The sequence below is a fragment of the Klebsiella sp. KTE92 genome, assembly GCF_000398905.1.
GTDB lineage: Bacteria > Pseudomonadota > Gammaproteobacteria > Enterobacterales > Enterobacteriaceae > Klebsiella > Klebsiella variicola.
The window spans coordinates 968,998-994,792 of the sequence record NZ_KB976100.1 but is presented as its reverse complement, the minus strand read 5'-3'; the positions used below and the strand labels follow the sequence as shown (position 1 = coordinate 994,792).

Annotated in this window: 26 protein-coding genes; 10 read left to right on the top strand and 16 right to left on the bottom strand. The window is 59.7% G+C overall.

What is annotated here, in order from left to right; all coding sequences use genetic code 11:
* Positions 1-30 precede the first annotated feature (30 nt).
* Positions 31-840, top strand: a complete 810-nt coding sequence (gene proC, locus A1WC_RS20390; RefSeq protein WP_016160367.1) for a pyrroline-5-carboxylate reductase — start codon at positions 31-33, stop codon at positions 838-840.
* Positions 841-911: 71 nt separating this feature from the next.
* Here the strand turns inward: proC and A1WC_RS20395 are convergent, their stop codons facing one another.
* The 5 genes from A1WC_RS20395 to A1WC_RS20415 all read right to left on the bottom strand — a co-directional run bounded on the left by A1WC_RS20395 (position 912) and on the right by A1WC_RS20415 (position 5,455).
* Positions 912-1,229 carry a PsiF family protein gene (locus A1WC_RS20395; RefSeq protein WP_016160366.1) on the bottom strand — a complete coding sequence of 106 codons (318 nt, stop codon included), beginning with the start codon at positions 1,227-1,229 and terminating at the stop codon, positions 912-914.
* Positions 1,230-1,320: 91 nt separating this feature from the next.
* Complete coding sequence (gene phoA, locus A1WC_RS20400) at positions 1,321-2,751, bottom strand: alkaline phosphatase (RefSeq protein WP_008805344.1); 1,431 nt, start codon at positions 2,749-2,751, stop codon at positions 1,321-1,323.
* A gap of 90 nt (positions 2,752-2,841) precedes the next feature.
* Positions 2,842-3,102 carry an anti-adapter protein IraP gene (iraP, locus tag A1WC_RS20405; RefSeq protein WP_008805343.1) on the bottom strand — a complete coding sequence of 87 codons (261 nt, stop codon included), beginning with the start codon at positions 3,100-3,102 and terminating at the stop codon, positions 2,842-2,844.
* Between the two features lie 300 nt (positions 3,103-3,402).
* Positions 3,403-4,602 carry a multidrug efflux MFS transporter gene (locus A1WC_RS20410; RefSeq protein WP_008805342.1) on the bottom strand — a complete coding sequence of 400 codons (1,200 nt, stop codon included), beginning with the start codon at positions 4,600-4,602 and terminating at the stop codon, positions 3,403-3,405.
* Between the two features lie 169 nt (positions 4,603-4,771).
* Positions 4,772-5,455: an extensin family protein gene (locus A1WC_RS20415; RefSeq protein WP_008805341.1), complete on the bottom strand. Its 684-nt coding sequence runs from the start codon at positions 5,453-5,455 to the stop codon at positions 4,772-4,774.
* A 99-nt stretch (positions 5,456-5,554) separates the two neighbouring features.
* On the opposite strand from A1WC_RS20415, the gene ddlA reads away from it, so the two are divergent.
* A complete protein-coding gene (gene ddlA, locus A1WC_RS20420) occupies positions 5,555-6,652 on the top strand; it encodes a D-alanine--D-alanine ligase (protein ID WP_012542722.1) in 1,098 nt (365 codons plus the stop codon).
* 31 nt (positions 6,653-6,683) lie between these two features.
* On the opposite strand, the gene A1WC_RS20425 is transcribed toward ddlA, so the two are convergent.
* The gene (locus A1WC_RS20425) at positions 6,684-6,887 is read right to left on the bottom strand and encodes a DUF2754 family protein (protein ID WP_012968852.1); all 204 of its coding nucleotides are present in this window, start codon (positions 6,885-6,887) and stop codon (positions 6,684-6,686) included.
* A 253-nt stretch (positions 6,888-7,140) separates the two neighbouring features.
* On the opposite strand from A1WC_RS20425, the gene A1WC_RS20430 reads away from it, so the two are divergent.
* Entirely contained in the window at positions 7,141-7,443 is a 303-nt protein-coding gene (locus A1WC_RS20430) for a YaiY family protein (RefSeq protein ID WP_012542723.1), read from the top strand.
* On the opposite strand, the gene A1WC_RS20435 is transcribed toward A1WC_RS20430, so the two are convergent.
* The 3 genes from A1WC_RS20435 to A1WC_RS20445 form a co-directional block, all read right to left on the bottom strand.
* Entirely contained in the window at positions 7,440-8,546 is a 1,107-nt protein-coding gene (locus tag A1WC_RS20435) for a DUF1615 domain-containing protein (protein WP_008805337.1), read from the bottom strand. The two genes, A1WC_RS20430 and A1WC_RS20435, sit on opposite strands and share 4 nt — an antisense overlap.
* Before the next feature lie 18 nt (positions 8,547-8,564).
* Positions 8,565-9,785, bottom strand: a complete 1,221-nt coding sequence (sbmA, locus tag A1WC_RS20440) for a peptide antibiotic transporter SbmA (RefSeq protein ID WP_008805336.1) — start codon at positions 9,783-9,785, stop codon at positions 8,565-8,567.
* 117 nt (positions 9,786-9,902) lie between these two features.
* The gene (locus A1WC_RS20445) at positions 9,903-10,415 is read right to left on the bottom strand and encodes an isochorismatase family protein (protein ID WP_162493340.1); all 513 of its coding nucleotides are present in this window, start codon (positions 10,413-10,415) and stop codon (positions 9,903-9,905) included.
* A 219-nt stretch (positions 10,416-10,634) separates the two neighbouring features.
* Here A1WC_RS20445 and ampH point away from each other — a divergent pair, with 219 nt between their 5' ends.
* From ampH to A1WC_RS20460, 4 genes are all read left to right on the top strand, one after another.
* Complete coding sequence (gene ampH, locus A1WC_RS20450; RefSeq protein ID WP_008805334.1) at positions 10,635-11,795, top strand: D-alanyl-D-alanine-carboxypeptidase/endopeptidase AmpH; 1,161 nt, start codon at positions 10,635-10,637, stop codon at positions 11,793-11,795.
* A gap of 105 nt (positions 11,796-11,900) precedes the next feature.
* Positions 11,901-12,875 (top strand): porphobilinogen synthase, encoded by a 975-nt coding sequence (gene hemB, locus A1WC_RS20455; RefSeq protein ID WP_002890201.1) that lies wholly within the window; start codon positions 11,901-11,903, stop codon positions 12,873-12,875.
* A 255-nt stretch (positions 12,876-13,130) separates the two neighbouring features.
* A complete protein-coding gene (locus tag A1WC_RS25765; protein WP_016160363.1) occupies positions 13,131-13,622 on the top strand; it encodes an REP-associated tyrosine transposase in 492 nt (163 codons plus the stop codon).
* A gap of 178 nt (positions 13,623-13,800) precedes the next feature.
* Positions 13,801-15,519, top strand: a complete 1,719-nt coding sequence (locus A1WC_RS20460) for a lysophospholipid acyltransferase family protein (RefSeq protein ID WP_012542727.1) — start codon at positions 13,801-13,803, stop codon at positions 15,517-15,519.
* A gap of 174 nt (positions 15,520-15,693) precedes the next feature.
* Here A1WC_RS20460 and tauD read toward each other — a convergent pair whose 3' ends face one another.
* The 7 genes from tauD to A1WC_RS27800 form a co-directional block, all read right to left on the bottom strand.
* On the bottom strand, positions 15,694-16,545 hold the full coding sequence (tauD, locus tag A1WC_RS20465) for a taurine dioxygenase (protein WP_004144604.1): 852 nt from the start codon (positions 16,543-16,545) through the stop codon (positions 15,694-15,696).
* Positions 16,542-17,369: a taurine ABC transporter permease TauC gene (gene tauC / locus A1WC_RS20470; RefSeq protein ID WP_008805332.1), complete on the bottom strand. Its 828-nt coding sequence runs from the start codon at positions 17,367-17,369 to the stop codon at positions 16,542-16,544. Before tauC ends, tauD begins: the two co-directional genes overlap by 4 nt.
* The gene (gene tauB, locus A1WC_RS20475; protein WP_004893960.1) at positions 17,366-18,133 is read right to left on the bottom strand and encodes a taurine ABC transporter ATP-binding subunit; all 768 of its coding nucleotides are present in this window, start codon (positions 18,131-18,133) and stop codon (positions 17,366-17,368) included. Before tauB ends, tauC begins: the two co-directional genes overlap by 4 nt.
* A gap of 11 nt (positions 18,134-18,144) precedes the next feature.
* Positions 18,145-19,107 carry a taurine ABC transporter substrate-binding protein gene (gene tauA / locus A1WC_RS20480; RefSeq protein WP_008805331.1) on the bottom strand — a complete coding sequence of 321 codons (963 nt, stop codon included), beginning with the start codon at positions 19,105-19,107 and terminating at the stop codon, positions 18,145-18,147.
* Positions 19,108-19,331: 224 nt separating this feature from the next.
* The gene (gene mmuM / locus A1WC_RS20485; protein ID WP_016160362.1) at positions 19,332-20,264 is read right to left on the bottom strand and encodes a homocysteine S-methyltransferase; all 933 of its coding nucleotides are present in this window, start codon (positions 20,262-20,264) and stop codon (positions 19,332-19,334) included.
* Complete coding sequence (mmuP, locus tag A1WC_RS20490) at positions 20,251-21,660, bottom strand: S-methylmethionine permease (RefSeq protein ID WP_008805329.1); 1,410 nt, start codon at positions 21,658-21,660, stop codon at positions 20,251-20,253. The genes mmuM and mmuP overlap by 14 nt, the downstream gene beginning before the upstream one ends.
* A gap of 82 nt (positions 21,661-21,742) precedes the next feature.
* Entirely contained in the window at positions 21,743-21,859 is a 117-nt protein-coding gene (locus A1WC_RS27800) for a hypothetical protein (protein WP_012542728.1), read from the bottom strand.
* A gap of 74 nt (positions 21,860-21,933) precedes the next feature.
* On the opposite strand from A1WC_RS27800, the gene eat reads away from it, so the two are divergent.
* From eat to eutC, 3 genes are read left to right on the top strand one after another with little or no spacing between them, the layout of a single operon-like run.
* Positions 21,934-23,313: an ethanolamine permease gene (gene eat / locus A1WC_RS20495; protein ID WP_008805328.1), complete on the top strand. Its 1,380-nt coding sequence runs from the start codon at positions 21,934-21,936 to the stop codon at positions 23,311-23,313.
* 9 nt (positions 23,314-23,322) lie between these two features.
* Positions 23,323-24,711, top strand: a complete 1,389-nt coding sequence (locus A1WC_RS20500) for an ethanolamine ammonia-lyase subunit EutB (RefSeq protein WP_016160361.1) — start codon at positions 23,323-23,325, stop codon at positions 24,709-24,711.
* On the top strand, positions 24,708-25,487 hold the full coding sequence (eutC, locus tag A1WC_RS20505; protein ID WP_016160360.1) for an ethanolamine ammonia-lyase subunit EutC: 780 nt from the start codon (positions 24,708-24,710) through the stop codon (positions 25,485-25,487). The genes A1WC_RS20500 and eutC overlap by 4 nt, the downstream gene beginning before the upstream one ends.
* Positions 25,488-25,795 lie beyond the last annotated feature (308 nt).

Genomic DNA, 25,795 nt, shown 5'->3' with positions numbered 1-25,795 from the left:
TCGTAACGAAAAAAGCAGAGGGGAATGGTGATGGATAAGAAAATTGGCTTTATCGGCTGCGGCAATATGGGTAAGTCCATTCTGGGTGGACTGATCGCCAGCGGCCAGGTACAGCCGGGACAAATCTGGGTCTACACCCCGTCGCCGGATAAGGTTGCGGCTCTGCGCGACCAGTATGGCATCAACGCCGCCGGGAGCGCTCAGGAAGTGGCGCAGATTGCCGATATCGTCTTCGGCGCGGTTAAGCCGGGGATCATGACCAAAGTGCTGGGCGACGTAGCCTCAAGCCTGAATAAAGAGTCGCTGGTGGTCTCCATCGCCGCCGGGGTCACGCTTGAGCAACTGGCGCGCGCCCTCGGTCACGATCGCAAAATTATTCGCGCGATGCCCAATACGCCGTCACTGGTCAACGCCGGTATGACCTCCGTCACGCCTAACGCGCTGGTAAGCAGCGAAGACGTGGCCGAAGTGCTGACCATGTTCCGCTGCTTTGGCCAGGCGGAACAAATTGCCGAGCCGATGATCCATCCGGTGGTGGGCGTGAGCGGCTCCGCGCCGGCCTATGTCTTTATGTTTATCGAAGCGATGGCCGATGCCGCCGTCCTCGGCGGCATGCCGCGCGCCCAGGCCTATAAATTCGCCGCCCAGGCGGTAATGGGCTCCGCCAAAATGGTGCTGGAGAGCGGCGAGCATCCGGGGGCGCTGAAAGATATGGTCTGCTCGCCTGGCGGGACCACCATCGAAGCCGTCCGCGTACTGGAAGAGAAAGGGTTCCGCTCCGCGGTGATCGAAGCCATCACCCAGTGTATGGAGAAATCAGAGAAACTGAGCCGCTCCTGAGCCTGAGAGGGTAGGCAGCAATGCCCTGAGTGTTCAAAGAAGAAGGGAGCGCGCAGGCGCTCCCTTTTTTTTCAGGCTTTCTTCAGGCAGGTACTCATGAAGGTACTGCGTTCATCACCCTTCAACGATTTTGCCGAGGCCGCTTCGTTGCAGTCGCTCATCTTCTGCTGCTGAGGGGTGAGCGCTTTTCCTTGCGACGTAGTGGTCTCTTTTTTCAGGCACTGGCTCATAAACGTTTTGCGCTCATCTCCTTTCAGCGCTTTGGCTGACGCTTGCTGATTGCAGTCCGTCATCTTTTGCTGCTGTGGAGTGGGCGTTTTTTCTGCCGCGCCAACCGCGCTGATAAAGATCAAGCCAAACAGTAGAGTCATTAGTAAGGTTATTTTCATCGCACCATCCTTCTGTGAGTGGATCGTTGTAAGTCTGGACGCAGATAGAAAAAAAACCAGCCGGTGACGCGATTTCGCCACCGGCAGCGACTTATTTCAGACTCAGGGCGGCTTTCATGGTCGAGAACAGGTCGGTCTGGTCGGTCAGGCCGACGACGTTAGCCGCGTGTGGACCGTAGGCCGCAATGCGCAGCTGGGTGCCGGTATGCTCCATCGACTCTTCCTCAGAGTTGCCGTAGCTCATGACCATCACTGCGCCATCGTGGGTATTCAGAGCCTGGGTCAGTCCCGGGGCTTTGCTGTCCGCCGGAATGATCTGGCTGGCGTGCGCATGGTCGGCGGTGACGATCACCAGGGTATTGCCGTCTTTTCGCGCAAACTCCAGCGCCTTCTGCACCGCTTCGTCGAGGTCTACGGTTTCGCCGATCTGGCCACACGGATTCGCCGCATGATCCTGTTTATCGATGGAAGCGCCTTCCACCTGCAGGAAGAAACCTTTCTCGTTGCGGCTCAGCAGGTCAATCGCTTTCTCCGTCATCTGCGCCAGCGTCGGCACCGAGGCGTCGCGTTTCGGGTTTGGCGTACAGGTCACCGGCGCCTTATCGATATTGCCGTGATAAGACGCCTTCGGCCCTTCCCAGCGAACCGGCATATTGCCATCGGCGAAGAGACCCAGCAGCGGCTTAGCCTGACTGGCGTCAGTCGCGGCGGCAAGGGAAGCCGCGTCGGTCACAATCTGGTAGCCGCGCGCTTCCGCCTGCTCGCGCAGGGTTTTGCCCTGCCACTCGCCCGCCGTCGCCGTTTCGGCAAAGGTCTTCGCCCCGCCGCCTAAGGTGACATCCGGCCGGGCGTTCAGCAGCTGTTCGGTAATGGAGCCTTTGCCCCCTTTCTCCAGCGCATTGCTGGGGCATTTTTCACTGGTGACCGTGGGGCCGTAACATTTACGCGATGTCACATGCGCCACCAGCGCTGCGGGGGTGGCGTCCTGCAGCTCGGCGGTGGAAACGTTGCCGGTGGCCAGCCCCGCCGCTTTCGCCAGCTCGAGGAGGGTCTGATGCGCGTTCTCATGAATATCGACGCCCAGCGCGCCGTTATAGGTCTTGACGCCGGTGGTCCAGGCAGTGGCGGACGCCGCCGAGTCGGTCACGTAGTCCGGTTTCCCGGTTTTTTTATCCAGCGAATAGTGCGTGTACTGCCCGGTTAACGGCAAGGCGTCAATCCCTTTAAAGAAACCGCCCGCCCCTTGCGCATAATTTCGCGCAGCGGTAATTTCCGAATCACCCATGCCATCGCCAATCAGCAAAATAACGTTTTTAGCCGGCTTATTGATTAACGAGGCGCGCAGCGCTTCGGTTTGATCGCCGGTTAAACGACGCGCGCCGCCGGGAGTGGTGATATCTCCCTGCGCAGCGCGATTTTCCAGAACCGGCGCAGCAGTCGTTTCTGCATGAATAACCGGCGAGCCCAGCAGAGGAACCAGGGCAATAAACAGGGCGCTTAATTTCACTTTTGTCATCTCCATGTAAAAAATACTTAAAAAAAACAAAACGAGGGAGACTTTATAAAAGGGAGATGACAGAAAAATGACGGCATCCTTGTCGTGTCACAAAGACTAGCTACGAGGATGCCGCAACAGCTTCTTTAGATATTGCTGCAGCAGCATCGCATCCTGGTCGTTGACCGGCGGACAGGGCGTCACCTGGTCAATCGCCTGTTCTATATCCTGAATCAATGCCTGCTGGGCATCATGCTCCATATGGCGCAATAATGCGGTGACCACGATCTCCAGCGCTTCAACCTGCACCGTCAGTTCCTTTGCTTCTTCTTCCTTTTGCGCCAGTTTAACCAGTAACTCAGCAATGAGATTCTTCATAGCACCAGTTCCTTATGCGAGGCCTGTTTTTGATTGGGATGTCATACCCGATGACGGACCTCAGAATTACTTAAAATAAGAATCATCGCAACACCCAATATACAGCGAAACGTTTTACCACAACAAAATACCACTACAAATAGTATTGTTTAATCATGGTCGGGGATGGTTATAACCAGATGGCGCAGGAAATAATAAAATGGAATAGCGCTCACGGCATGGCGATAACAAAAAGTAATGGTAAATGTACCGACGGTGAATAACGCTGACGGTATCGCGATAAATACCGTCAGCAGAGGTTCAGGCGTTAGCCCGGCGGGTGCGGCGCAGCATCCATGCCAGCTGCCAGAGGTTAATGAAAACGATAATGGCGGTAGCAATAAACACCCAGCGGAAGCCGGCCATCGCCGATACAGAGGCGCCAATCAGCGGCCCGGCGACGTTGCCCAGATACATAAACGACTGGTTATAGCCAAAGATGCGTCCGGTGACGCTGTCGCTGCTGTATTTTAGCAATAAAGTCTGAACCGCCGGGAGCATCGCGCCATCGGCAAAGCCGAGCAGGAAACGCAGCGTACCCAATTGCAGCGGGGTGGTGACAAAAGACATGGCGAAAAACATCACCACTGCGCAGCAGAGCGTCGCGAGCAGGATCCGCGAGGTACCGATGCGATCGCCTAACTTACCCAGCCGTGGCGCAGAAATCAGCGCCGACACGCCAGGCACCGCGGCGATCATCCCGGCCAGAAAGGCGATATTGTTGCTGTCCGGCGCCATCGACTTGATAAACAGCGCCAGGATCGGGCCAATTGAGCCGTTGCACAACTGGATCACCAGGGTGGTGAAGAACAGGCTGATCACCAGCCCCGGATAGGGTAAAGAGGCAAGGACTTGTTTTCCGGTGAGGCGCTCGCTTTTACTGACCTGAGGGCGCCCTCCCTCTTTGATCAGAAACAGGGTCACCAGAAAACTGATGGTCAGCAGGATCGCCGTAATAAAAAAGACCATCCGCAGCCCGACGTGGTCCGCCAGGAAGCCGCCCAGCAGCGGGCCGCCGATCACGCCGCTGATTTGCGCGGTTGATAGCGTGCTCAGCGCCCAGCCGCTGCGCTCGCGCGGCACCTGGGAGGCCACCAGCGCCATGGCGTTGGGGATATAACCGGAGGTTAAGCCCATGATCGCCCGCAGGATAAACAGCTGCCAGACGTTAGTGGCGAAGGCCTGCAGTAAAATAGCAATCGCCATCCCCAGCGAGGCACGCAGCAGCATCAGCTTGCGGCCTTTGCGGTCTGCCAGGCTCCCCCACATCGGCGAGACGATCGCCGAGACAAGAAAAGTCACGCTGAAGGTCAGCCCCGACCACATCGACAGCGCTTCATGCGAGGTAACGCCCAGCTGGGAGACGTAGAGGGGCAAAAAAGGGAGAATTTGACTGATCGCCAGGCCGGTAAAAAAGCAACCAAACCAGACGGAGATGAGATTAACCTTCCAGGATTCCATAACTACGCGTATTCATTAATGATTTGCCAATTATTACCTAGCTTAGCAATTTCATTCCACTGGTGTACTACCATAGATGCGCTGGCGGTGAGTTTGGTGTTTTATGAGTGTGGATGAGAACCTGACGAAGCATTTTCTGGTCATTTAGGCTACTCACAGCGCTTTATGCTCAAAAGCAGAAGCCCTGTCCGCGCATCCCCAGATGAAAATGATTGGCGTGAGCCGCATTGTACTCTGGCCCCAGCGCATTGCCGAAGTAGTGGCAGCTGTTGTTCAACAGCGCCGCCAGCCAGGGATGCGAGGTCTCGCTCCGCCAGCCCTGCAGGACGCTGACGCGTCGGCCGTCCGCCAGGCGGAAACCGCTGACGTCCAGAGCGTCCGCCGTGGCGTGTTCACTGCGCCGCGCCTGTTGCCGATGGTAGATATTGCGGCAGGCGAAGCTGCCGAGATGATCGATCTGGCGCAGATCGCTCGCCATCAGTTGACGGGTCAGCGGTTTCGCCTGCTGCTCGACATACAGCGCACTGCTCAGCGCCAGCGGGCAGCTGGCGAGGAAACTGCTGCTCAGCGTCACGCTGCCAAAATTCGCTACCCGCACCACGTTATGCAGCGGGCAGCTTCCCTCGCTGTCGGCCACCGGCTGGCTGGCGATAAGCCGGCGGCGATTGGCTTCCGCCAGCAGGGAGGCGCACTGGTCTGCCGTCAGCCTGCGTAGCTTGAATGACGTCAACCAGCCCGGGGGATCGTTAAGCGCCAGCGGCGCCAGCGGATTCAGGTGCGGCGGCAGATAGCGGTATCCTAACAGGCCCGCGCCGAGCATCCCGGCCAGCACCAGCAGCGTCTTTCCTCTCACGCCCACTCCCGTCAATTGATCAGGTAAATATTATGGCAGGCAGGCAGCGGTTTCACATGGTATGTTATGCCCTTTGATGTTATCTGGATGGAAGTTGAAATGGCAAAGATGAGGGTTGGGATCGTTTTTGGCGGCAAGTCGGCGGAGCATGAAGTGTCGCTGCAGTCAGCGAAGAATATCGTGGAAGCGATTGATAAATCGCGCTTCGATGTGGTTCTGTTGGGTATTGATAAACAGGGGCTATGGCACATCAACGACGCCGGCAACTACCTGCTCAATGCTCAGGATCCTGCCCGCATTGCCCTGCGTCCTTCCACGGTGACCCTGGCGCAGATCCCGGGCCGAGAAGCACAGCAGCTGATTAACGCCGACAGCGGCCAGCCGCTGGCGGCTATCGATGTGATTTTCCCCATCGTCCACGGCACGCTGGGCGAGGATGGCTCCCTGCAGGGGATGCTGCGCATGGCGAATCTGCCTTTCGTTGGTTCCGATGTGCTGGGCTCCGCGGCCTGTATGGACAAAGACGTGACCAAACGTCTGCTGCGCGATGCCGGGCTCGCCGTCGCCCCGTTTATCACCCTGACCCGCGCCAACCGCGCGCAGTTCAGCTTTGCCGATGTCGAAGCGAAGCTGGGGCTGCCGCTGTTCGTGAAGCCGGCCAACCAGGGATCATCGGTTGGCGTCAGCAAAGTTAAAAACGAAGAGCAGTACCATCAGGCGGTGGCCCTGGCCTTTGAATTTGACCATAAAGTCGTGGTGGAACAAGGCATTAAAGGGCGGGAAATTGAGTGTGCGGTGCTGGGTAACGACCATCCGCAGGCCAGCACCTGCGGTGAAATTGTCCTCAACAGCGAGTTTTACGCCTACGACACCAAATATATCGATGACCAGGGCGCGCAGGTGGTGGTCCCGGCCGCCATCGCCCCTGAGATCAACGACAAAATCCGCGCGATTGCAGTGCAGGCCTACCAGACCCTGGGCTGCAGCGGCATGGCCCGCGTCGACGTCTTCCTCACCGCCGACAACGAGGTGGTGATCAACGAGATCAACACCCTGCCGGGCTTTACCAACATCAGCATGTATCCGAAGCTGTGGCAGGCCAGCGGCCTCGACTACACCAGTCTGATCACCCGGCTGATTGAGCTGGCGCTGGAGCGCCATGCTGCGGACCGGGCGCTGAAAACCTCCATGAACTAAAACGCGTTTATCGCGCCTGGCAGCAGGGGTCTCAGGCCTCTTCCGCCGGGCGGCGGCGGATCACCAGGCCCGCGGCCCAGAAGCTAATGACCCAGGTCACCAGACCGACGGCGTAGGATTGCCAGCCCTGTGTTTCAAACCCCAGCAGCCCCACCACCCCATTGAGAATAAAAATTAGCCCCAGCGCCACCGCGTAGTAGTGCCAGTCGCGGCGAATTTTATCTGTGAGCTTCATGCGACCTCCAACAGCAAAAAAACGCATCTTCGCATAGCCGCCCGCGGCGGTCTGTAGCGCGGGAGAGAATGTTGCTGGATTGCGACGCCGCTCTCCCTTTTCCATTCCTGTGGCGCGGTTAACACACCGGCGAAAACAGGATTATTCCTGGACGGCAATTACCAGCAATCTGATACTGACAATGGCCCCTCACTGCCAGAATACCTGCCATAGAGCTGGAGAAAAAACCAGCAGTACAGAGGTGGGAGGGCCTATGGCTGAATTCAGTTTTTCAAAATCGCTTTTGGGAAATAAAAAAAGAGGGGCGTTGACCGGCAGCCATGTCGCCTACGGCCTGTTCGTGCTAGTCTGCTGCTGGGCCGGCGCGCAGATGCTCAGCATGCTGATCCACGCTCCGGGGGTATTTGAACGCTTGATGCAAACGCAGGACGCCAGCCGTCCGCAAGTCGACATCAGTCTCGCCGTTGGCACCCTCTTTGGCCTGATCCCTTTCCTGATCGGCTGCTCGTTCATCGGGCTGCTGGCGCTCATTGTGCGCTGGCGTCAGCGCCGTTAACGCCGCGCCATACAATTTGCCCGCCGCTCATCAACCCGTTTTGCAAACCACGCCGTCGTCAGATTACGGGTAATTTTCGGACTCTCAAGCTGGATCCCTGGCAACATCTCCCGCGGCAGAGTCTTGCCCGCCCTTTTCTCGGCGAGGCGGAAAACCTGCTGATAAAGGTCGGTCTTCTCAAACGCCAGGCTGTCGCCCTTTTTCAACTGGCGGTGGATCTCGCTGTCGCTCATTCCCAACTGGCCCGCCAGACGACGCACCGCCAGCTCGGTGCTGCCCGGTTCCTCGCTGTCGTAGCGGATAAGGTCGCCGTCGAGCGCCAGTTTCACCCCGCTGGCTTTCACCACCGCGTTCTGGAAGGCGGCGTTACGGCTGGCATACCAGCCGGCGTTGAAGTCGGCAAAGCGGTACAGCGGCACGCTGTAGCTGGCCGGGTAGTTCAGCAGATGATAGGTGCCAAACCACAGGCCACCGCGCAGGCTGAAGACCTCCTGGCGCACCGTCCCGTTCATTTTCCACGGGTAGCCGGAGGTGTGCTGCTCGGCAAAGGCAATGCTGACCTGCATCGGCCCCCCGGTGTGCACCGGGTTAAGTGAACCGAACAGCTTCTGCCCCATAGGCACCATCCCGATAAAGTCATCAAAAATGGCGCTCAGCTGCTTTTCCGTCTTCACATTGTCCAGACGGTCGCTATAGCTTTTACCGTTTGGCGAGGTGATCTTCAGCGCGGTATGGACCAGAAACGGCGGAATGTGCATTTTTTCCGCCCGGCGGTCAATTTCCTGCCAGGCGATTTTATTCAACCCCGGCACCACCGGATCGGACTGATAGTTAGACTCCTGCTGCGCGACCGCCAGCACCGAGCAGACATTCTCTTCCGTCGGCGCCAGCTTCTGGCTGTCAAACGCGGTGGCGATGGCTTGCGCCCAGGCCTCCCGATCCTTGACGCTGGCCGGCATTTTCTGCCGCACCACCGACGCCACGTCAACGGGCTTCTCGCCCTTTTTCAGCGTCGGGGCCTGCTGGCTGGTACAGGCGCTCAGCACCATGGCCGCCAACAGCGTCAATGAACCGGGAATAATGCGCGATAAACGTGCGGCCATCATGCTTCCTTGTCTTAATTAACGTAATGTCGGGATCGCTTCCTGCAGCGGCTTGCCGTCCAGCTCGCGTTCAAAACTGCGCAGACGTTTGTAGATGGACATCAGTTCCACCAGCGTCGTCCACGAGCTAATCAGGTACTGGAACGAGCCGCGCACCTGGCCGAAGACGTTGGTAATTTGCGTCATCAGCCCGAGGGTAATCGTACCGGCAACGATCGACGGAAACAGCAGGAAAAGGCCGAAAACGTTATCCACCTGCAGGTAGAGAATGCGGGCGATATTGAAATACATATAGTGGAAATAGAGACGGAAATAGTTGCGACGCACCGCACTGAACAGCTCGCGCACCGTCGGCGGCGTGGCGCGGGTTTCATCGTCCTCACCGTAGACCAGCTCTTTACGATAGGCGGCTTCCACGCGCTGGTTTTTAAACTCCAGGCCCGGCAGCTTAATCCCCACCACCGCCAGCAGGCCGGTCCCCATCAGCGACCAGACGATAGCGGCAATCACCAGACCATACGGCAAATGGCCGACGATAGGTAGGTCGGGAACGTGTTCGGAGAGCGTCACCAGCACCGGCAGGAAGGCGATCAAGGTCATCACCGCGTTGATAAAGCTTACCCCCATATCTTCCAGGGTGGAGGCAAAGCGCATGGTATCTTCCTGCACACGCTGCGCGGCGCCTTCGATATGGCGCAGATGCTGCCAGTGGGCCATATAGTGTTCGTTCATCGCCGTGCGCCAGCGGAAGACGTAGTGGCTGACGAAGAAGTTGTTCATCACGCCAATGATCACCGCGATGAGCGCGATGCCGAGAAAGATGCCGATCTCATGATAAAACTGGTTGATGCTGACCTTATGCGGGGTGGCCAGCGCGCTCTGGATCAGGTCGTAGAACGGCGCATACCAGGCGTTGATCGCCACCCCGACTTCCACCAGAAACCAGGTGACGAAGATGATGAGCGACGTGCCGAGAATCGACCAGTACTGCCAGCGATGCGGGCAGTAGACAAACCAGAAGAGTGCAAACACGCCGACGCAAAACAGATAGTAAGCGTAGAACACCAGATAGTTGAGCGACCAGAAGCGCGCCGCGCTGATCGCCACATTTTGCGATGCTCCGGTGACCCGCAGCAGCCAGTCGCCGCCGCCCGCCTGCCAAAAGATCACGGCCAGCAGCGACCAGATAAAGGCAGAAATAAAAAACGGCCCCGGTTTGGGGAAAAAAGATTTAAACATCATTGTCTCCTGCTAACTTCTTATCGTTCTGCTATTGCTGTGTACGACGCATACGTCGGCCGCCGCGTGGATGCGCTCTCGCGGGGCAGACGAATGATAAGACCGGATATCAACAGCTTAGTTCTGCTGCCAGGCGTGCAGAATTGTTTCTGTGGGTTTCACCTGTAAAGGATTGCCAGGAACGGTCAGCGTACGCCACACCTCATTGTAGTGGGCGATAAGCGTCGCGGCCTGCGCGGCGGGGCGGTCGGCGGTGGTATGGGCATCTTCCGCGATCACAATACCGTACCCGCGGCTGGCGCCGTTTTTAATGGTGGTGTCGAGGCAGTAGTCGGTGGCGCAGCCGCAGATGACGAACTGCTGAATGTCGTGTTCGTCCAGCACCTGCGCCAGCGAGGTGTGGTAGAAGGCGTCGCAGGCGGTTTTGGTGACATACAGCGCGCCAGCTGGCTGTTCCAGCTCGGGAAGCAGGGCGAAGCCTTCGCTGCCGGCTTCGAGGCCGCCGGCCTCATCATGCTGAATGAAAATAACCTTGTCCGCCGCGCGCACCAGACGATTAATTTGCGCGACGCAGCGCTCGCGCGCCAGACGCGGCGTGGCGAACACGCCGTTTTGCATATCCACGACCATCACTACCCGTTGAACCGTCATTGTTCTCTCCCACGAACTTTCAGCCAAACGGTCATCATACGCGGCAGCGGAAAAAGCCGATATCTGAAAGCGTAAAAAAGTCTTTTTTACGCACCGTTACCTTTTTCCTGCAGGAATGTCGTGAATCCCACTTTGTTCTGCGCCACTTCGTAGTATAAATACCCTCTTCTTTTTTATTTATTTAATGGATGATCTCCGTTGAAACGTAGTTTGCTCATTTTTGCTGCGCTGTGCGCGGCGTCGTGGACCTCGGTGCAGGCCGCACAGCCTACCGTTGACCCGGTTTTCGCCTCGGATGTGGTCGATCGTTACGCCAATCATATCTACTACGGCAGCGGCGCCACCGGCATGGCGCTGGTGGTTATCGATGGCAATCAGCGTGTTTTTCGCAGCTTTGGCGAAACCCGCCCGGGGAATAATCAGCACCCGCAGCTCGACTCGGTGATCCGTATCGCCTCCCTCAGCAAACTGATGACCAGCGAGATGCTGGTAAAGCTGCTCGACCAGGGAGTGGTGAAACTCAACGATCCGCTGAGCAAATACGCCCCGCCGGGTACCCGGGTGCCTGACTGGCAGGGAAAACCAATCACCCTGGTTAACCTCGCAACCCATACCAGCGCCCTGCCGCGCGAGCAGCCTGGCGGCGCCGCTCATCGTCCGGTGTTTGTCTGGCCGACCCGCCAGCAGCGCTGGAACTGGCTCTCTACCGCGACCCTGAAGACCGCGCCGGGCTCACAGGCGGCCTACTCCAACCTGGCCTTTGATTTACTGGCGGACGCGCTCTCCACCGCTGCCGGCAAACCTTATCCGCAGCTGTTTGAAGAACAGATCACCCGGCCGCTGGGGATGAAGGACACCACCTTTACCCCGTCACCGGATCAGTGCCAGCGGCTGATGATCCCGGAAAAAGGCGCCAGCCCATGCAACAACACCCTGGCGGCGATCGGCAGCGGCGGAGTCTACTCGACGCCGGGGGATATGATGCGCTGGATGCAGCAGTTCCTGTCATCCGATTTCTATACCCGCAGCCAGCAGGCCGATCGGATGCAGACGCTGATTTATCAGCGTAACCAACTGACCCGGGTGATTGGTATGGACGTGCCGGGCCGCGCCGACGCGCTGGGACTTGGCTGGGTGTATATGAAGCCGAAGAATGGCCATCCGGGGATTATTCAGAAAACCGGCGGTGGCGGCGGGTTTATCACCTATATGGCGATGAATCCGCAGGCTAACGTCGGCGCTTTTGTGGTGGTAACCCGCTCGCCGTTAACCCGCTTCAACAATATGAGCGATGGCATCAACGACCTGGTCAGCGAGCTGAGCGGCGCGCAGCCCAACATGCAGACGGCCAGCCAGTAAGTTCGCGGGGGTTTCGCCAACACGACATAACGATCGTTTTGGCGAAACATCCCCATGCCATTTCAGTTACACTAACGTCTTTCATTTCACAAAATCAGGCAAACCATGACAGATTTAATCACTCGCCCCCGCCGCCTGCGTCAATCCGCTGCGCTGCGCGCCCTGTTTGAAGAGACAACACTGAGTTTGAACGACCTGGTGTTGCCGATCTTTGTTGAAGAAGAAATTGATGATTACAAAGCGATCGAGGCCATGCCCGGCGTGATGCGCATTCCGGAAAAATATCTGGCACGTGAAATCGAACGCATCGCTAACGCCGGCATTCGCTCGGTGATGACTTTTGGCATTTCTCATCACACCGATGCCACCGGCAGCGATACCTGGAATGAAAATGGCCTGGTGGCGCGTATGTCGCGGATCTGCAAGTCCACGGTGCCGGAGATGATCGTCATGTCCGATACCTGCTTCTGCGAATACACTTCCCACGGTCACTGTGGCGTGCTGTGCGACCACGGGGTGGATAACGACGCGACCCTGGAAAACCTCGGCAAGCAGGCCGTTGTCGCCGCCGCCGCAGGGGCGGATTTCATCGCTCCTTCCGCCGCGATGGACGGACAGGTACAGGCGATTCGCCGCTCGCTGGATGCCGCCGGTTTCACTAATACGGCGATTATGTCCTACTCCACCAAGTTCGCTTCCTCCTTCTACGGCCCGTTCCGCGAAGCGGCCGGTACCGCGCTGAAGGGCGATCGGAAAACCTATCAGATGAGCCCGATGAACCGCCGGGAAGCCATTCGCGAGTCGCTGCTCGATGAAGCCCAGGGCGCCGACTGCCTGATGGTGAAACCGGCTGGCGCCTACCTGGATATTCTGCGCGATATCCGCGAACGCAGCGATCTGCCGCTCGGCGCCTATCAGGTCAGCGGGGAGTACGCGATGATCAAATTCGCTGCCCAGGCGGGCGCTATCGATGAAGAGAAAGTGGTTCTGGAAAGCCTCGGCGCTATCAAACGCGCAGGCGCCGACCTGATCTTCAGCTATTTCGCCCTCGATCTGGCCGAGAAAAAAATCCTCCGTTAAACCCGCCCCTCCCCGGTGGCGCTTCGCTTACCGGGGCTACCAAACCTCATCCCCGGTGCGCTGTATTTATCGCGACCACCACACCGTAGCCCGGATAAGGCGCTTGCGCCGCTATCCGGGGACAGGCGCTAACCAATATCTGTAGCTAAAACTTTGCGCGCCGCTTTCCACCTTCTGCGCCTTCTCCTTGGCGTACCGGATTTCGCCTTCTAACGTGTTAAACCACATCATAAATACCGAATTCCAGGAGATCCTGTGGTGGCTTATCGACGTTATTACATTAAGGGGGGAACCTGGTTCTTCACTGTTAACCTTAAAGACCGTAGAAGCATGCACCTAACTGAAAACATAGAATTATTGCGCTACTCTGTCGCCGTTGTTAAACAACATCGCCCCTTTATTATTGATGCCTGGGTGGTGTTGCCTGAACATCTGCATTGCATCTGGACACTACCTCATAATGATGACGATTTTTCTTCACGCTGGAGAGATATCAAAGGCTGTTTTAGCAGAACGTTAAAACGACAACCCCTCTGGCAACCGCGCTTCTGGGAGCATGCCATACGCGATGAAGATGATTACCGCCGACACGTTGATTACATCCATATCAATCCACTTAAGCATGGCTGGGTCACCCGGGTGATCGATTGGCCATTTTCAACCTTTCATCGCGATTTCCAGCGCGGGCTATATCCCCCAAATTGGGCTGGCGATAGCTTTGATCTTAGCTGCGGTGAACGCCGATAGCCTCTCCCCGGTGGCGCTGACGCTTACCGGGGCTACAAATCGGCGCCAACCGTAGCCCGGATGAGGCGTTAGCCGCTATCCGGGAAACCTCCCCCGCTGCGACCGAAACTTCACCCAACTGTAATCTGAACGACATCTCCACCTTCTACTGTCTGGGCAGGACGGAGGAGGAGCCACTATGTTTAGTCTCGACAACGTACTCGATGACCTGTGGCCTCAGGCGAGGCCCGCCCCCTGGCAAAAGAAACTGTTAAAAAAGCTGTTTTATGAGGAAGAGTTTCAACAATTTGCCGATCGTCATCGCCACCTGAAGGGGCTTGATACGGTCGAACAGGTACTGGAATACCTCAATATCCGCTGCGCCATCCCGGCGCACGATCTCGAACAAATCCCCGAATATGGCCCGCTGGTCATTATCGCCAACCACCCCACCGGCACCCTCGACGGCCTGGCGCTCCTGTATGCGGTATCCCGCGTGCGCCGCGATGTCAAAGTGGTCACCAACCGCATGCTCACCCACCTTGAGCCCCTGAGCTCGCTGTTTATCCCGGTAGATAATATTCATGGCCGCACCGCTAAAGCGGCGCTGCAGCAGATGGATCACCAGCTGCAGGCCGGCGGGGTGCTGATCTTCTTCCCGGCGGGGGAAGTCTCCCGCCTCACCCGTCGCGGTATCCGCGATAAAAAATGGCACTCCGGCTTTATTAAGCTGGCGGCAAAATATCGCGCCCCGCTGCTGCCGGCGTGGATTAACGCCCACAACAGCGCCCTGTTTTACGCCAGCACGCTGGTCTCCGACAACCTGCCGCTGCTCCTGCTGATGCAGCAGATGTTTCGCCGGCGCAACAGCAGCCTGCCGGTGCGCATCGGCCAGCAGATCCCCTGGTCGAGCTGGTTCGATGCCAAGTCCAGCGCTCGCGAGCTTACCGGCCGCTGCTATCAGCACCTGGAACAACTGCGCAAAGGGCTGCCGGGGCAGTTCAAAACCGAAAGCGCCATCGCCCGTCCGGAAGACCGGGCATTGCTCAAACGCGAACTGCATAAGGCCGAGTGTCTGGGCCGCACCACCGACGGCAAAGTGATTTACCTCTGGCAGCGCAACGGCCAGGAGGACGCGCCGCTGCTGCGCGAGCTGGGACGTCTGCGGGAAATCGCCTTCCGCGCGGTCGGGGAAGGCAGCGGCAAACGGCGGGATATCGACGGGTATGACGACGACTATCTGCATCTGATCCTGTGGGATGAAGACGATCTGGAAATCGTCGGCGCTTACCGCTTTATGCCGACGGCCATCCAGCTGGCAAAGCGCGGCCTGGAAGGGATCTACAGTTACAGCCTGTTCCATTACGACGGGCGGATGGACGATGTCCTGCAGCACGGCATTGAGCTGGGGCGCAGCTTTATCCAGCCGCGCTACTGGGGGCGTCGCGGGCTGGACTACCTGTGGTCAGGCATCGGCGCTTATCTGGCGCGCTATCCGCACTATCGCTATCTGTTTGGTCCGGTGTCGATTTCTGGCGGGTTGCCGCCCGCCGCCCGCGATCTGCTGGTGGCGTTCTACCGGCTGTGGTTCCCGGCGACGCATCCGCTGGCGGAGTCGCGTCGACCTTATCCGGCGTCGCTGCCCGACGTGCTGGCGCAGTTTGGCGGGGAGGATTACAACGACGACCTGGCCCGGCTGAAGTCCCTGCTCGGCAATCTCGGCTGCGCGATCCCGCCGCTGTATAAGCAGTACTCGGAAGTGTGCGAGCCGGGCGGCGTGCAGTTTATCGATTTCGGCAGCGATCCGGATTTCAATAACTGCGTGGATGGTCTGGTGCTGGTGGATCTCACCTACCTGAAGGCCAATCGCTATCAGCGCTATATTGGCGCGCATCTGGGTGCGCAAAAATCGGCATAAACGCTTTTTCCCGGCTTGCGGCGCGTTGCGCCTTAGCCGGGCTACGGTACACCATTTCCGACGGATCGGTCGCCCGGAAAAGGCGCGTCAGGCGCCGCCTCCGGGAAGCAGCGGGCAATGCAGCATCCGCTTTTCTCCGCGGCTCGCGGCTGATGCCTTAACCGGCTACAAGCATTACCCCGCCCGGTAATACGGCTTATCGCCGAGGATCGTCGCCCGGTGCATGATCCGCCGCTGCGGCAGATAGTCGGCGTTGGCGTAATGCTGGGTCACCCGGTTATCCCAGATAGCGACATCGTTCGGCTGCCAGCGCCAGCGCACCTGAAACTCCGGTTTAGTGACATGAGCAAACAGGAAGTTCAGCAGCGCTGCGCTCTCTTTCTCACTCACCTCGACAATTCGCGTGGTAAACCCTTCATTAACGAACAGCGCCTGCTTGCCGGTCACCGGGTGGGTACGCACTACCGGGTGCAGCAGCGGCGGATGCTTCGCCACCGCTTCCTGCCAGCGCCGATGCTCGGCTTCGGTCTTGTTGTACTTATACTCCTGGAACGATTTGCGGAAATCGTGTTCGGCATGCAGGCCGCTCAGCAGCTGCCGGAAAGGTTCTGACAGCGCTTCCCAGGCGGCAATGCCGCTGGTCCACAGGGTGTCCCCGCCGGTCGTCGGCAGCTCTTTCGCCGCCAGAATGGCGCCGGCGGGCGGCGTGTCGATAAAGGTGACATCGGTATGCCAGTTGTCATTATCCGGCGGATTATCGTTGTGGGTATCGAGGACGATAATCTCTTCCACGCCAGGGGCGTGAGGGTAGACCGGATGGATATGCAGGTCGCCAAACCGCAGCGCCAGGTCGCGCTGTTGCGCCGGGGTGATATTTTGCTCGCGCAGGAATACTACCTGATGACGCAGCACCGCGTGATACAGCTGTTCAAACTGGTTGTCGCTCAGCGGACGGGTTAAATCTGCCCCGGTCACCTGCGCGCCAATATAGGGCCCCAGCGGGGTAATGCTCAGACGTTCACTCATTGTACTTCTCCATGCCAGGGCGTCAGGCGACGCTGCAGCGCGCGCAGACCCAGTTCCAGTAAAAAGGCGATAATGGCAATCACCGCGATCCCCGCCAGCACCACATCGGTGGCGAGAAACTCGCCGGCAGACTGCACCATAAATCCTAATCCGCGGGTGGCAGCGATCAGCTCAGCGGCCACCAGCGTTGACCAGCCCACCCCGAGACCAATGCGCAGCCCGGTGAGGATCTCCGGCAGCGCGCCGGGCAGGATCACCAGCCACAGCACCTGCGCCCGGCTGGCGCCCAGCGAACGGGCGGCGCGAATGCGCACCTGCTGCGCGCTTTTTACCCCTGCCAGCGCCGACATGGCTACCGGCGCGAAAATCGCCAGGTAGATCAGCAGGATCTTCGAGGTTTCACCGATGCCAAACCAGATCACCATCAGCGGTAGGTAGGCCAGCGGCGGCACCGGACGATAGAGTTCGATCAGCGGATCGAGGATCCCACGCACCGTCGAGTTGAGCCCCATGGCGATCCCCACCGGTACGCCAATAAGCACTGCCGCCAGCAAGGCGATGACGATCCGCGTCAGGCTCGCCGCCAGATGCTGCCAGAGCGTCGCATCCATAAAACCCTGCGGCCCGGCGATGGTGATAAGCTTTTGCAGTACCTGACCCGGCGGCGGCAGAAACAGCGGGCTAATCAGCTGCAGCGCCGCGACCGCCCACCAGACGGCCAGCAATACCGCCAGAGTCGCCACGCTGAGGGTGAGCTGACGGGAGAGCGGCCAGCGCCACTTCAGCGTCGTCTGACGCGGTTTGTCGTTCAGTACCACGCTCATGAGAAAGCCTCCCGTTGGTCAAACACCCGGCTCAGAATGTATTCCCGCTGTTCAATAAACCGCGGGTCGGATTTGATGCTGCGGCAGGATTCGCCCGCGACAAAGCGACGGCTAAAATCAAGCCGCAGCCGCTCCACCACCCGTCCCGGCCCCGGCGACAGCAGCACCAGCTCGGTGGCCATAAAGATGGCCTCTTCAATGTCATGAGTGATCAGCAGCACCTGTTTGCCGGTCTCATGCCACAGTTTCAGCAGCAATGTCTGCATCTGCTCGCGGGTAAAGGCGTCAAGCGCGCCGAAGGGCTCATCCAGCAGCAACAGCTGCGGATTCGCCGCCAGCGCCCGGGCGATGCCCACCCGCTGGCGTTGACCGCCGGACAGCTGCCAGATAAAGCGTTTTTCCGCCCCTTCGAGACCCACCTTCTTCAGCATCTGCGCCGCCGCTTGCCGGCGCTGCGCTTTATCCACGCCCGCCAGTTGGAGGCCCAGCGCCACGTTATCCTGCACATTGCGCCACGGCAGCAGGCCTTCGTTCTGGAAGACCACGCCGCGCTCTGCGCCCGGCCCGGTCACCCGCTGACCTTCGAGGGTGATGCTGCCGTGCTGATAGGGCACGAATCCGGCAATCAGGTTCAGCAGGGTAGTTTTACCGCAGCCCGAAGGCCCCAGCACCACCAACAGCTCCCCACTCTCCAGCGTCAGGTTGATATCCGCCAGCGCCGGTTTACCGCCGTAGTCGGCGGAAAGATGCGAGATTTGCAGCATCGCCGCCTCCTTTACTTCACGAAACGGTCAGTGACGTACTGACGATAATCGGTTCCCGCCGCGGGCACTTTGCCCTGCTCTTTCAGGAAGCGCGCGGTATCGACGATGGCCTGATTGACCGGACCATTCAGCGCCTGCGCCTGCTCAGCGGCGGTCAGGTAGGTGTTCCCCTTCACCAGCCCGGGGACATCAGCTTCCGGCACGCCGCTCAGGCGCGCCAGCTTGCTGATGTTGTCCGGCTGTTTCAGCCATGTTTCCGGGTTGGCGATGTAGGGCTGCTGGGCGTCGATGGCGCTTTTAGCAAAGGCTTTGACGATCTCCGGATGCTGCTCGGCGAAGTCCTTACGGACCACCCAAACATCGAGGGTCGGCGCGCCCCACTCCCCAACCTGCGCCGAATCGGTCAGCACCTTGCCCTCTTTTTCCAGTTCGTTAACCGCTGGCGCCCAGACGTAAGCGCCATCGATATCCCCGCGCTGCCAGGCGGCGATAATCGCCGGCGGCTGCAGGTTAATAATCTGCACCTGGCCCGGCTTGATGCCCCAGTGTTTGAGCGCCGACAACAGGCTGTAGTGGGTGGTGGAGATAAACGGCACGGCGATGCGCTTGCCGATCAGATCTTCCGGTTTGGTAATGCTTTTTTTCACCACCAGCGCTTCGGAGTTGCCGAGCTTTGAAGCGAGCAGGAACACTTCAATCGGCACCTGCTGACTGGCGGCCACCGCCAGCGGGCTGGAGCCGATATTGCCGATCTGCACATCGCCGGAGGCCAGGGCACGCACCACGCTGGCGCCGCTGTCGAATTTCCGCCAGTCGACGGTCGCGCCGCTGGTTTTGGCGAAGGTATTGTCCGCCTGGGCGACTTTCGCCGGCTCAGCGGAGGTTTGATACGCCACGGTCACGTTGACCGCCTGCGCCTGGAAGGCGGCGACAGCCAGCGCCGCCAGAAGAGTAATTCGCGATGTGAATGCCATAATGTCTGCTTCCCCTGAGTTGTTATAGGTGCAGTATTTCCGGCATCAGGAGGGAGATGAAGTAATTAAAAATTCTGGCTAATAGCGAATCGTTTTTAGAACAAAAGCGGGAAAGGATAGTTGGTTTTGAGCGGTTGGTGAGTGGCAGATGGTTGGCGCCGGGTGGCGGCGACGGATCGCGCAATATGTAGGCCGGGTAAGCGCAGCGCCACCCGGCAAAAAACTCAGCGCTTCGCGTTAAGCGCGGCGATGTCCTTCGGCGTGGTGCGGCAGCAGCCGCCAATCAGCTTCGCCCCGGCCGCCAGCCACTGCGGCAGATAATCCGCCAGGGTGGCGCAGGCTTCGCCATGATGGTGCCAGGTCTTGCTCACCGCATCATAATGTTCGCCGGAGTTAGGATAGACCACCAGCGGCAGGGCCGTCAGGCTGTGCAGATGCTCCAGCGCCGCGGGCGTATTTTCCAGGGCGATACAGTTGATGCCCACCGCCACCACCTGCGGGTTATCCGCCAGGGCAGCCATCACCTCGCGTAGCGGCGTCCCATCGCTGAGATGTTCGGCGTCGCGCAGCGTGAAAGAGTACCAGGCGCGGGCGCGGGGATAGTCCTGCAGCAGGGCCGTCAGCGCCTGGATCTCAGCAAATGACGGCAGGGTTTCACAGGCCAGCAGGTCGGCGCCCGCATCCAGAAGGGCTTCGACGCGCGGGCGGTGGAAATCCTGGAACTCTGCCGCGCTGCGCTGATAATCGCCGCGATACTCCGAGCCGTCGGCGAGAAACGCGCCATACGGCCCTACCGAACCGGCCACCAGCAGCGTGCCGGCCTGCGGGTTCTCGGCGAGGTACGCCTCGCGCGCTTTGCGCGCCAGTTCGACGCTTTTGCCGATCAGCGCCCGGGACTGCGCATCATCCAGCCCGCGCGCGGCAAAGCCCGCCGGGGTGGCCTGATAGCTGGCGGTGATCGCCACCTGCGCCCCGGCGCGAAAGTAGTCGAGATGCACATCGCGGATCAGCTGCGGGTTCTCCAGCAGCACTTTCGCCGACCACAGGCTGTCGGCCAGATTGCAGCCGCGGGCCTCCAGCTCGGTGGCCATGGCGCCGTCCAGCAGGACATAAGGCTGGGCGGCAAGCAGAGCAGTGAACGGGTTAGTCTGCGACATGTTGGGACTCCTGAGTCATATTCCGTGAACGAGTGAGATACCAGGCACCATAGCACAGGGCCACAAAGGGGATCCCGCACCACAGCGCAATTCTCTGGCTCGGGTCAAAGGCGAGGCCCACGCAGGCCACCAGGCACAGCACAAACCCCAGAACGGGCACCACCGGATACCAGGGAGCGCGATACTGCAGATCGCTCAGCGCCTTACCCTGCTGCAGATGGCGGCGGCGGAACATAAAGTGCGAGGCGCAGATGCTCAACCACACCGCCACTACCGCAAAACCGGAGATCGCCGACAGCGCCACAAACACCGTATCGGGCGCCACCACGCTGGAGAACAGCGCCAGCACGCCGCCCAGCATACTCACCGACAGCGCGGTCACCGGCACGCCCCGTTTATTGACTTTGGCAAAGCAGGCCGGCAGCGTCTTCTCGTTCGACAGCGACCACAGCATCCGCCCGGAAGCGTACAGGCCGGAGTTAGCCGCCGAGAGGATCGCCGTCAGGATCACAAAGTTGAAAATATCCGCCGCGTAAGGGATGCCCACCTTTTCAAACACCAGCACGAAGGGGCTTTTCTCCACCCCCGCCTGCTGCATTGGGATCAGCGCCGCCAGCACGAACACGGTGCCGATAAAGAAAATAATCAGCCGGGCAATGGTGGTGCGGATGGCGACCGGAATAACCTTATGCGGGTTTTCCGTCTCTCCGGCGGCAATGCCGATAAGCTCCGTCCCGGAGAAGGCGAAGTTCACCGCCACCATGGTCATCAGGATCGGCAGGCCGCCGTGCGGGAACCAGCCTTCGGCGGTGATATTGTGCAGGCCCGGCGCCGGCGAGCCATCCTGCATCGGAATGATGCCGAAAATGGCCGCGCCGCCGAGAATAATAAACGCGATGATGGTGATCACTTTCACCAGCGAGAACCAGAACTCGCCTTCCGCGAAGAAGCGCGTCGAAATGATATTAAGGCCGAAGATCACCGCGCAGAACACCACGCACCAGATCCAGACCGGCACCTGCGGGAACCAGTACTGCATGCAGAAACCCGCCGCGGTGAAGCTCGAACCCAGCGCCACCGTCCACGTTAGCCAGTAGAGCCACGCCACGGTATAGCCCGTCGCCGGGCCAAGATAGCGCGCCGCGTAAACGTGGAAGGCGCCGGTCTCCGGCATCGCCACCGACAATTCACCGAGGCACTGCATCACCAGCCAGACCACCAGGGCGCCAATCAGATACGCCAGCAGCGTCCCGGCCGCGCCGGTGGTGGAGATGATATAGCCGGTATTAAAAAATAAGCCGGTGCCAATCACGCCGCCGAGCGACAGCATGATCAGATGGCGCGTTTTCATGGTGCGCTTCAGTTGCCCACCTTGTTGTTGTGTTGTGCTTTGCATTTTATTTTCTCACGCCAGCCCGCTTGCCCGGGTCATGATGCGTATAAACGTATAGACATCTAAACATCCAAAAGAAGAAGTGTTATACCGTGCCGCCGCGGAAAAAGCAAAGCCGCTGCACCAGGGCACGCGCCGACAGCGTGCAGCCTGCCCCATTTTTGCGCAGCGCCAGCGGGCGCGCCACGCGCTGACGCCTCATCGCGACGGACCACGTTCTGGCACTCTCTTTGCAGCCTGTCGTTCAGAACCTTTCTATCTGGCGAGGCAACACGTATGACAGAGCAAACCACCACCTTAAAAAGAACGCTCGGCAGTTTTCGTTTATGGGGGATCGCCGTCGGACTGGTGATATCCGGGGAGTACTTCGGCTGGAGCTACGGCTGGTCGCAGGCGGGCACGATGGGGTTTATGGTCGTCGCCCTGGCGGTCGCCGCGATGTACTGCGCCTTTATTTTCAGCTTTACCGAGCTGACCACCGCCATCCCGCACGCTGGCGGCCCTTTCGCCTATGCCTACCGCGCCTTCGGGCCCACCGGCGGTTTTATCGCCGGTTTTGCCACCCTGATTGAATTCGTCTTCGCCCCGCCGGCCATCGCCATGGCCATCGGCGCCTACCTCAACGTGCAGTTTCCGGCGCTGGATCCGAAATGGGTCGCCTGCGGCGCTTACGTGATCTTTATGACGCTCAATATTCTCGGCGTCGGCATTGCCGCCACCTTCGAGCTGATCGTCACCCTGCTGGCCATCTTCGAGCTGCTGGTGTTCATGGGCGTGGTCGCGCCCGGCTTCTCCTGGAGCCACTTCACCACTAACGGCTGGGCGGGCGCGGAAAGCTTCAGCGGCCTGGCGCTGCCGGGGATGTTCGCCGCCATTCCGTTCGCCATCTGGTTCTTCCTCGCCATTGAGGGGGCCTCCATGGCGGCCGAAGAGGCCAAAGATCCGCAGCGCACCATTCCGCGCGCCCTGGGCGGCGGCATTCTGACGCTGACGGTGCTGGCGATCGGCGTGATGGTCTTCGCCGGCGGCGTCGGCGACTGGCGCGCGCTGTCCAATATTAACGATCCGCTGCCCCAGGCGATGAAGACGGTGGTGGGCAATGGCAGCGGCTGGCTGCATATGCTGGTGTGGCTGGGGCTGTTTGGCCTCGTCGCCTCCTTCCACGGCATCATTATGGGCTATTCGCGGCAGATCTACTCCCTCGCCCGCGCCGGCTATCTGCCCGCCGGGCTGGCGACCCTCAACCGCCGCACCCGCACCCCGCATCTGGCGATCCTCGCCGGCGGCGTGGTCGGTATCGCCGCGATCTTCTCCGACTCGCTGATCACCATCAGCGGCATGCCGCTGACCGCCTGTATCGTCACTATGTCGGTATTTGGGGCTATTGTTATGTATATCACTTCCATGGCGGCGCTGTTCAAACTGCGCCGTAGCGAGCCGAAGCTGATCCGCCCATTCCGCGCCCCGCTCTACCCGCTGGCGCCGGCCTTTGCCCTCGGCATGGCGGTGCTCTGCCTGGTGGCGATGGTCTGGTATAACCTGCTGCTGGCGCTGATTTTCGCGGCGATGATGCTCGGCGGCTACCTGTGGTTCCGCAAAACCGCAGCGGCCCGTGAACGGGCGCCAGTGGATCCTCAACTGCGCACGGTCTCCTGAGGAGGCGGCATGTATAAAACCACGCTATCGGGCCAGGTATGGCGCTTTGATAGTCTGAAAACGTTGATGGCGAAAGCGTCGCCAGCCCGCTCCGGCGACGCCCTCGCAGGGGTTATCGCCACCTCAGCCGAAGAGCGGATGGCGGCGAAAATGGCCCTCGCCGAGGTGCCGCTGACCGACATTCTCGACAACCCGCTTATCCCTTACGAGCAGGATGAAGTGACTCGCCTGATCCTCGACACCCATGATGCGCAGGGCTTTGCCGCCCTGCGCCATCTGACGGTCGGCGATTTTCGCGACTGGCTGCTGGATGATGCCACCGATACCGCCACGCTGCAGCGGGTCGCCCGCGCCATCACCCCGGAGATGGCGGCGGCGGTCAGTAAGCTGATGCGCAATCAGGATCTGATCCTTGCCGCCAGCAAATGCCAGGTGGTGACGCGCTTTCGCAACACCATCGGCCTGCCCGGCCACCTCAGCGTACGCCTGCAGCCCAACCATCCTACCGACGACCTGAAAGGCATCGCCGCCAGTATGCTCGACGGGCTGCTGTACGGCGCCGGGGACGCGGTGATCGGCATCAACCCGGCCAGCGACAGCTTACCGGTGCTGGCGCAGCTGAACGTCATGCTGGACGATATTATTCAGCGCTTCGCCATTCCCACCCAGTCCTGCATTCTGACCCATGTCACCAATACGCTGCAGCTGATTGAGCGCGGCGCGCCGGTGGATCTGGTGTTTCAGTCGGTGGCGGGAACCGAAGCGGCCAACAGCGGCTTCGGCATCAATCTTGCCATGCTGCAGGAGGCCCGTGAGGCGGCCCTCAGCCTCAGGCGCGGTACCCTCGGCAACAATGTGATGTATTTTGAGACCGGCCAGGGAAGCTGCCTGTCGGCCAACGCCCACCACGGCGTCGATCAGCAAACCTGTGAGGCGCGGGCCTACGCCGTCGCCCGTCACTTTGAACCGCTACTGGTCAATACCGTGGTCGGCTTTATCGGTCCGGAGTATCTCTACGACGGCAAGCAGATTATTCGCGCCGGGCTGGAGGATCATTTCTGCGGCAAGCTGATGGGCCTGCCGATCGGCTGCGACGTCTGCTATACCAACCACGCGGAAGCGGATCAGGATGATATGGACACCCTGCTGACCTTGCTGTGCGCCGCCGGGCTCACCTTCCTGATCGGCGTGCCCGGAGCGGACGATATCATGCTCAATTACCAGAGCACCTCGTTCCATGACGCGCTGTACGCCCGTCGCCTGCTGGGCTTAAAGCATGCCCCGGAGTTCGCCGACTGGCTGGCGAAGATGCAGATTATCGATCCGCACGGCACGCTGCGGCTCACCGACGCCCGCCATCCGCTGCTGTCCGTCCTGCCGCAAGGAGCCTCCGTATGAACCGTCCCGATGCCTGGAACCCGCTGCGTGAATTTACCGATGCGCGGATCGCCCTGGGCCGCAGCGGCGCCAGCCTGCCGACCCGCGAAGTCCTTAACTTTGGTCTGGCCCATGCCAGAGCGCGGGATGCTATTCATCAGCCGTTCGCCAGCCAGCAGCTGGTGGCGCCGCTGGCGGCGCTCGGCCTCGACGCCCTGACGGTGCACAGCGCCGCGCCGGACCGTCACACCTATCTTCGGCGTCCGGATCTCGGGCGGCAGCTCGCCGACGAAAGCCGCACCGACCTCGCCGCCAGCGGCGTCCGCCCCGCCGATCTGCTGCTGGTGATCGGCGATGGCCTCTCTTCCTGGGCGGTAGAGCGCCAGGCGGTGCCATTGATCCGCGCCCTGCTGCCCTATCTGCAAACGCTGGGTATCGGCCTGGCGCCGGTAGTGCTGGCGCATCAGTCGCGGGTGGCGCTGGGGGATGATATTGGCGAAACCCTGAAAGCCCGCGCGGTGGCGATCCTGATTGGCGAACGACCGGGTCTCTCCTCGCCGGACAGCCTCGGCGTCTACCTCACCTGGCAGCCCCATCGTCAGCGTCTGGAATCTGAGCGCAACTGTATCTCCAATATTCGTCCGGAGGGATTAGGCCATGACGCCGCCGCCTTTAAACTGGCCTGGCTGCTGGAGCAGGCTTTTTTACGCCGCGTCACCGGCGTGCAGTTAAAAGATGAAAGTGATAATCCGGCGCTGCATGGAAAAATAAAACCATTGCCCCCTTTAAAAGAATAAGTCACACCAGCAGCAGAATAAATTTTAATACTACCGGGCGCACCTGAATATTATATTCGGGTGCGCGCTGAAATTGCCCGACGGCGCTTCGCTTGCGCGGGCCTGCGCAAACCGTTCAACCGGTTTATATGGTGGATTTTTCAGGCCGGGTAAGGCGCCAGTCGCCCCCCGGCAAAATGCGTTCACCGTACCAAAAACCGTGTTGTCATCAGCCTTATGCCCCTCCCAGCAGGTAATAAGAATATTGCATGAGTAAAAACGAAACGGACGTTGTAAGGTAAATCAGCGCATTAAAAATACCCGTCATA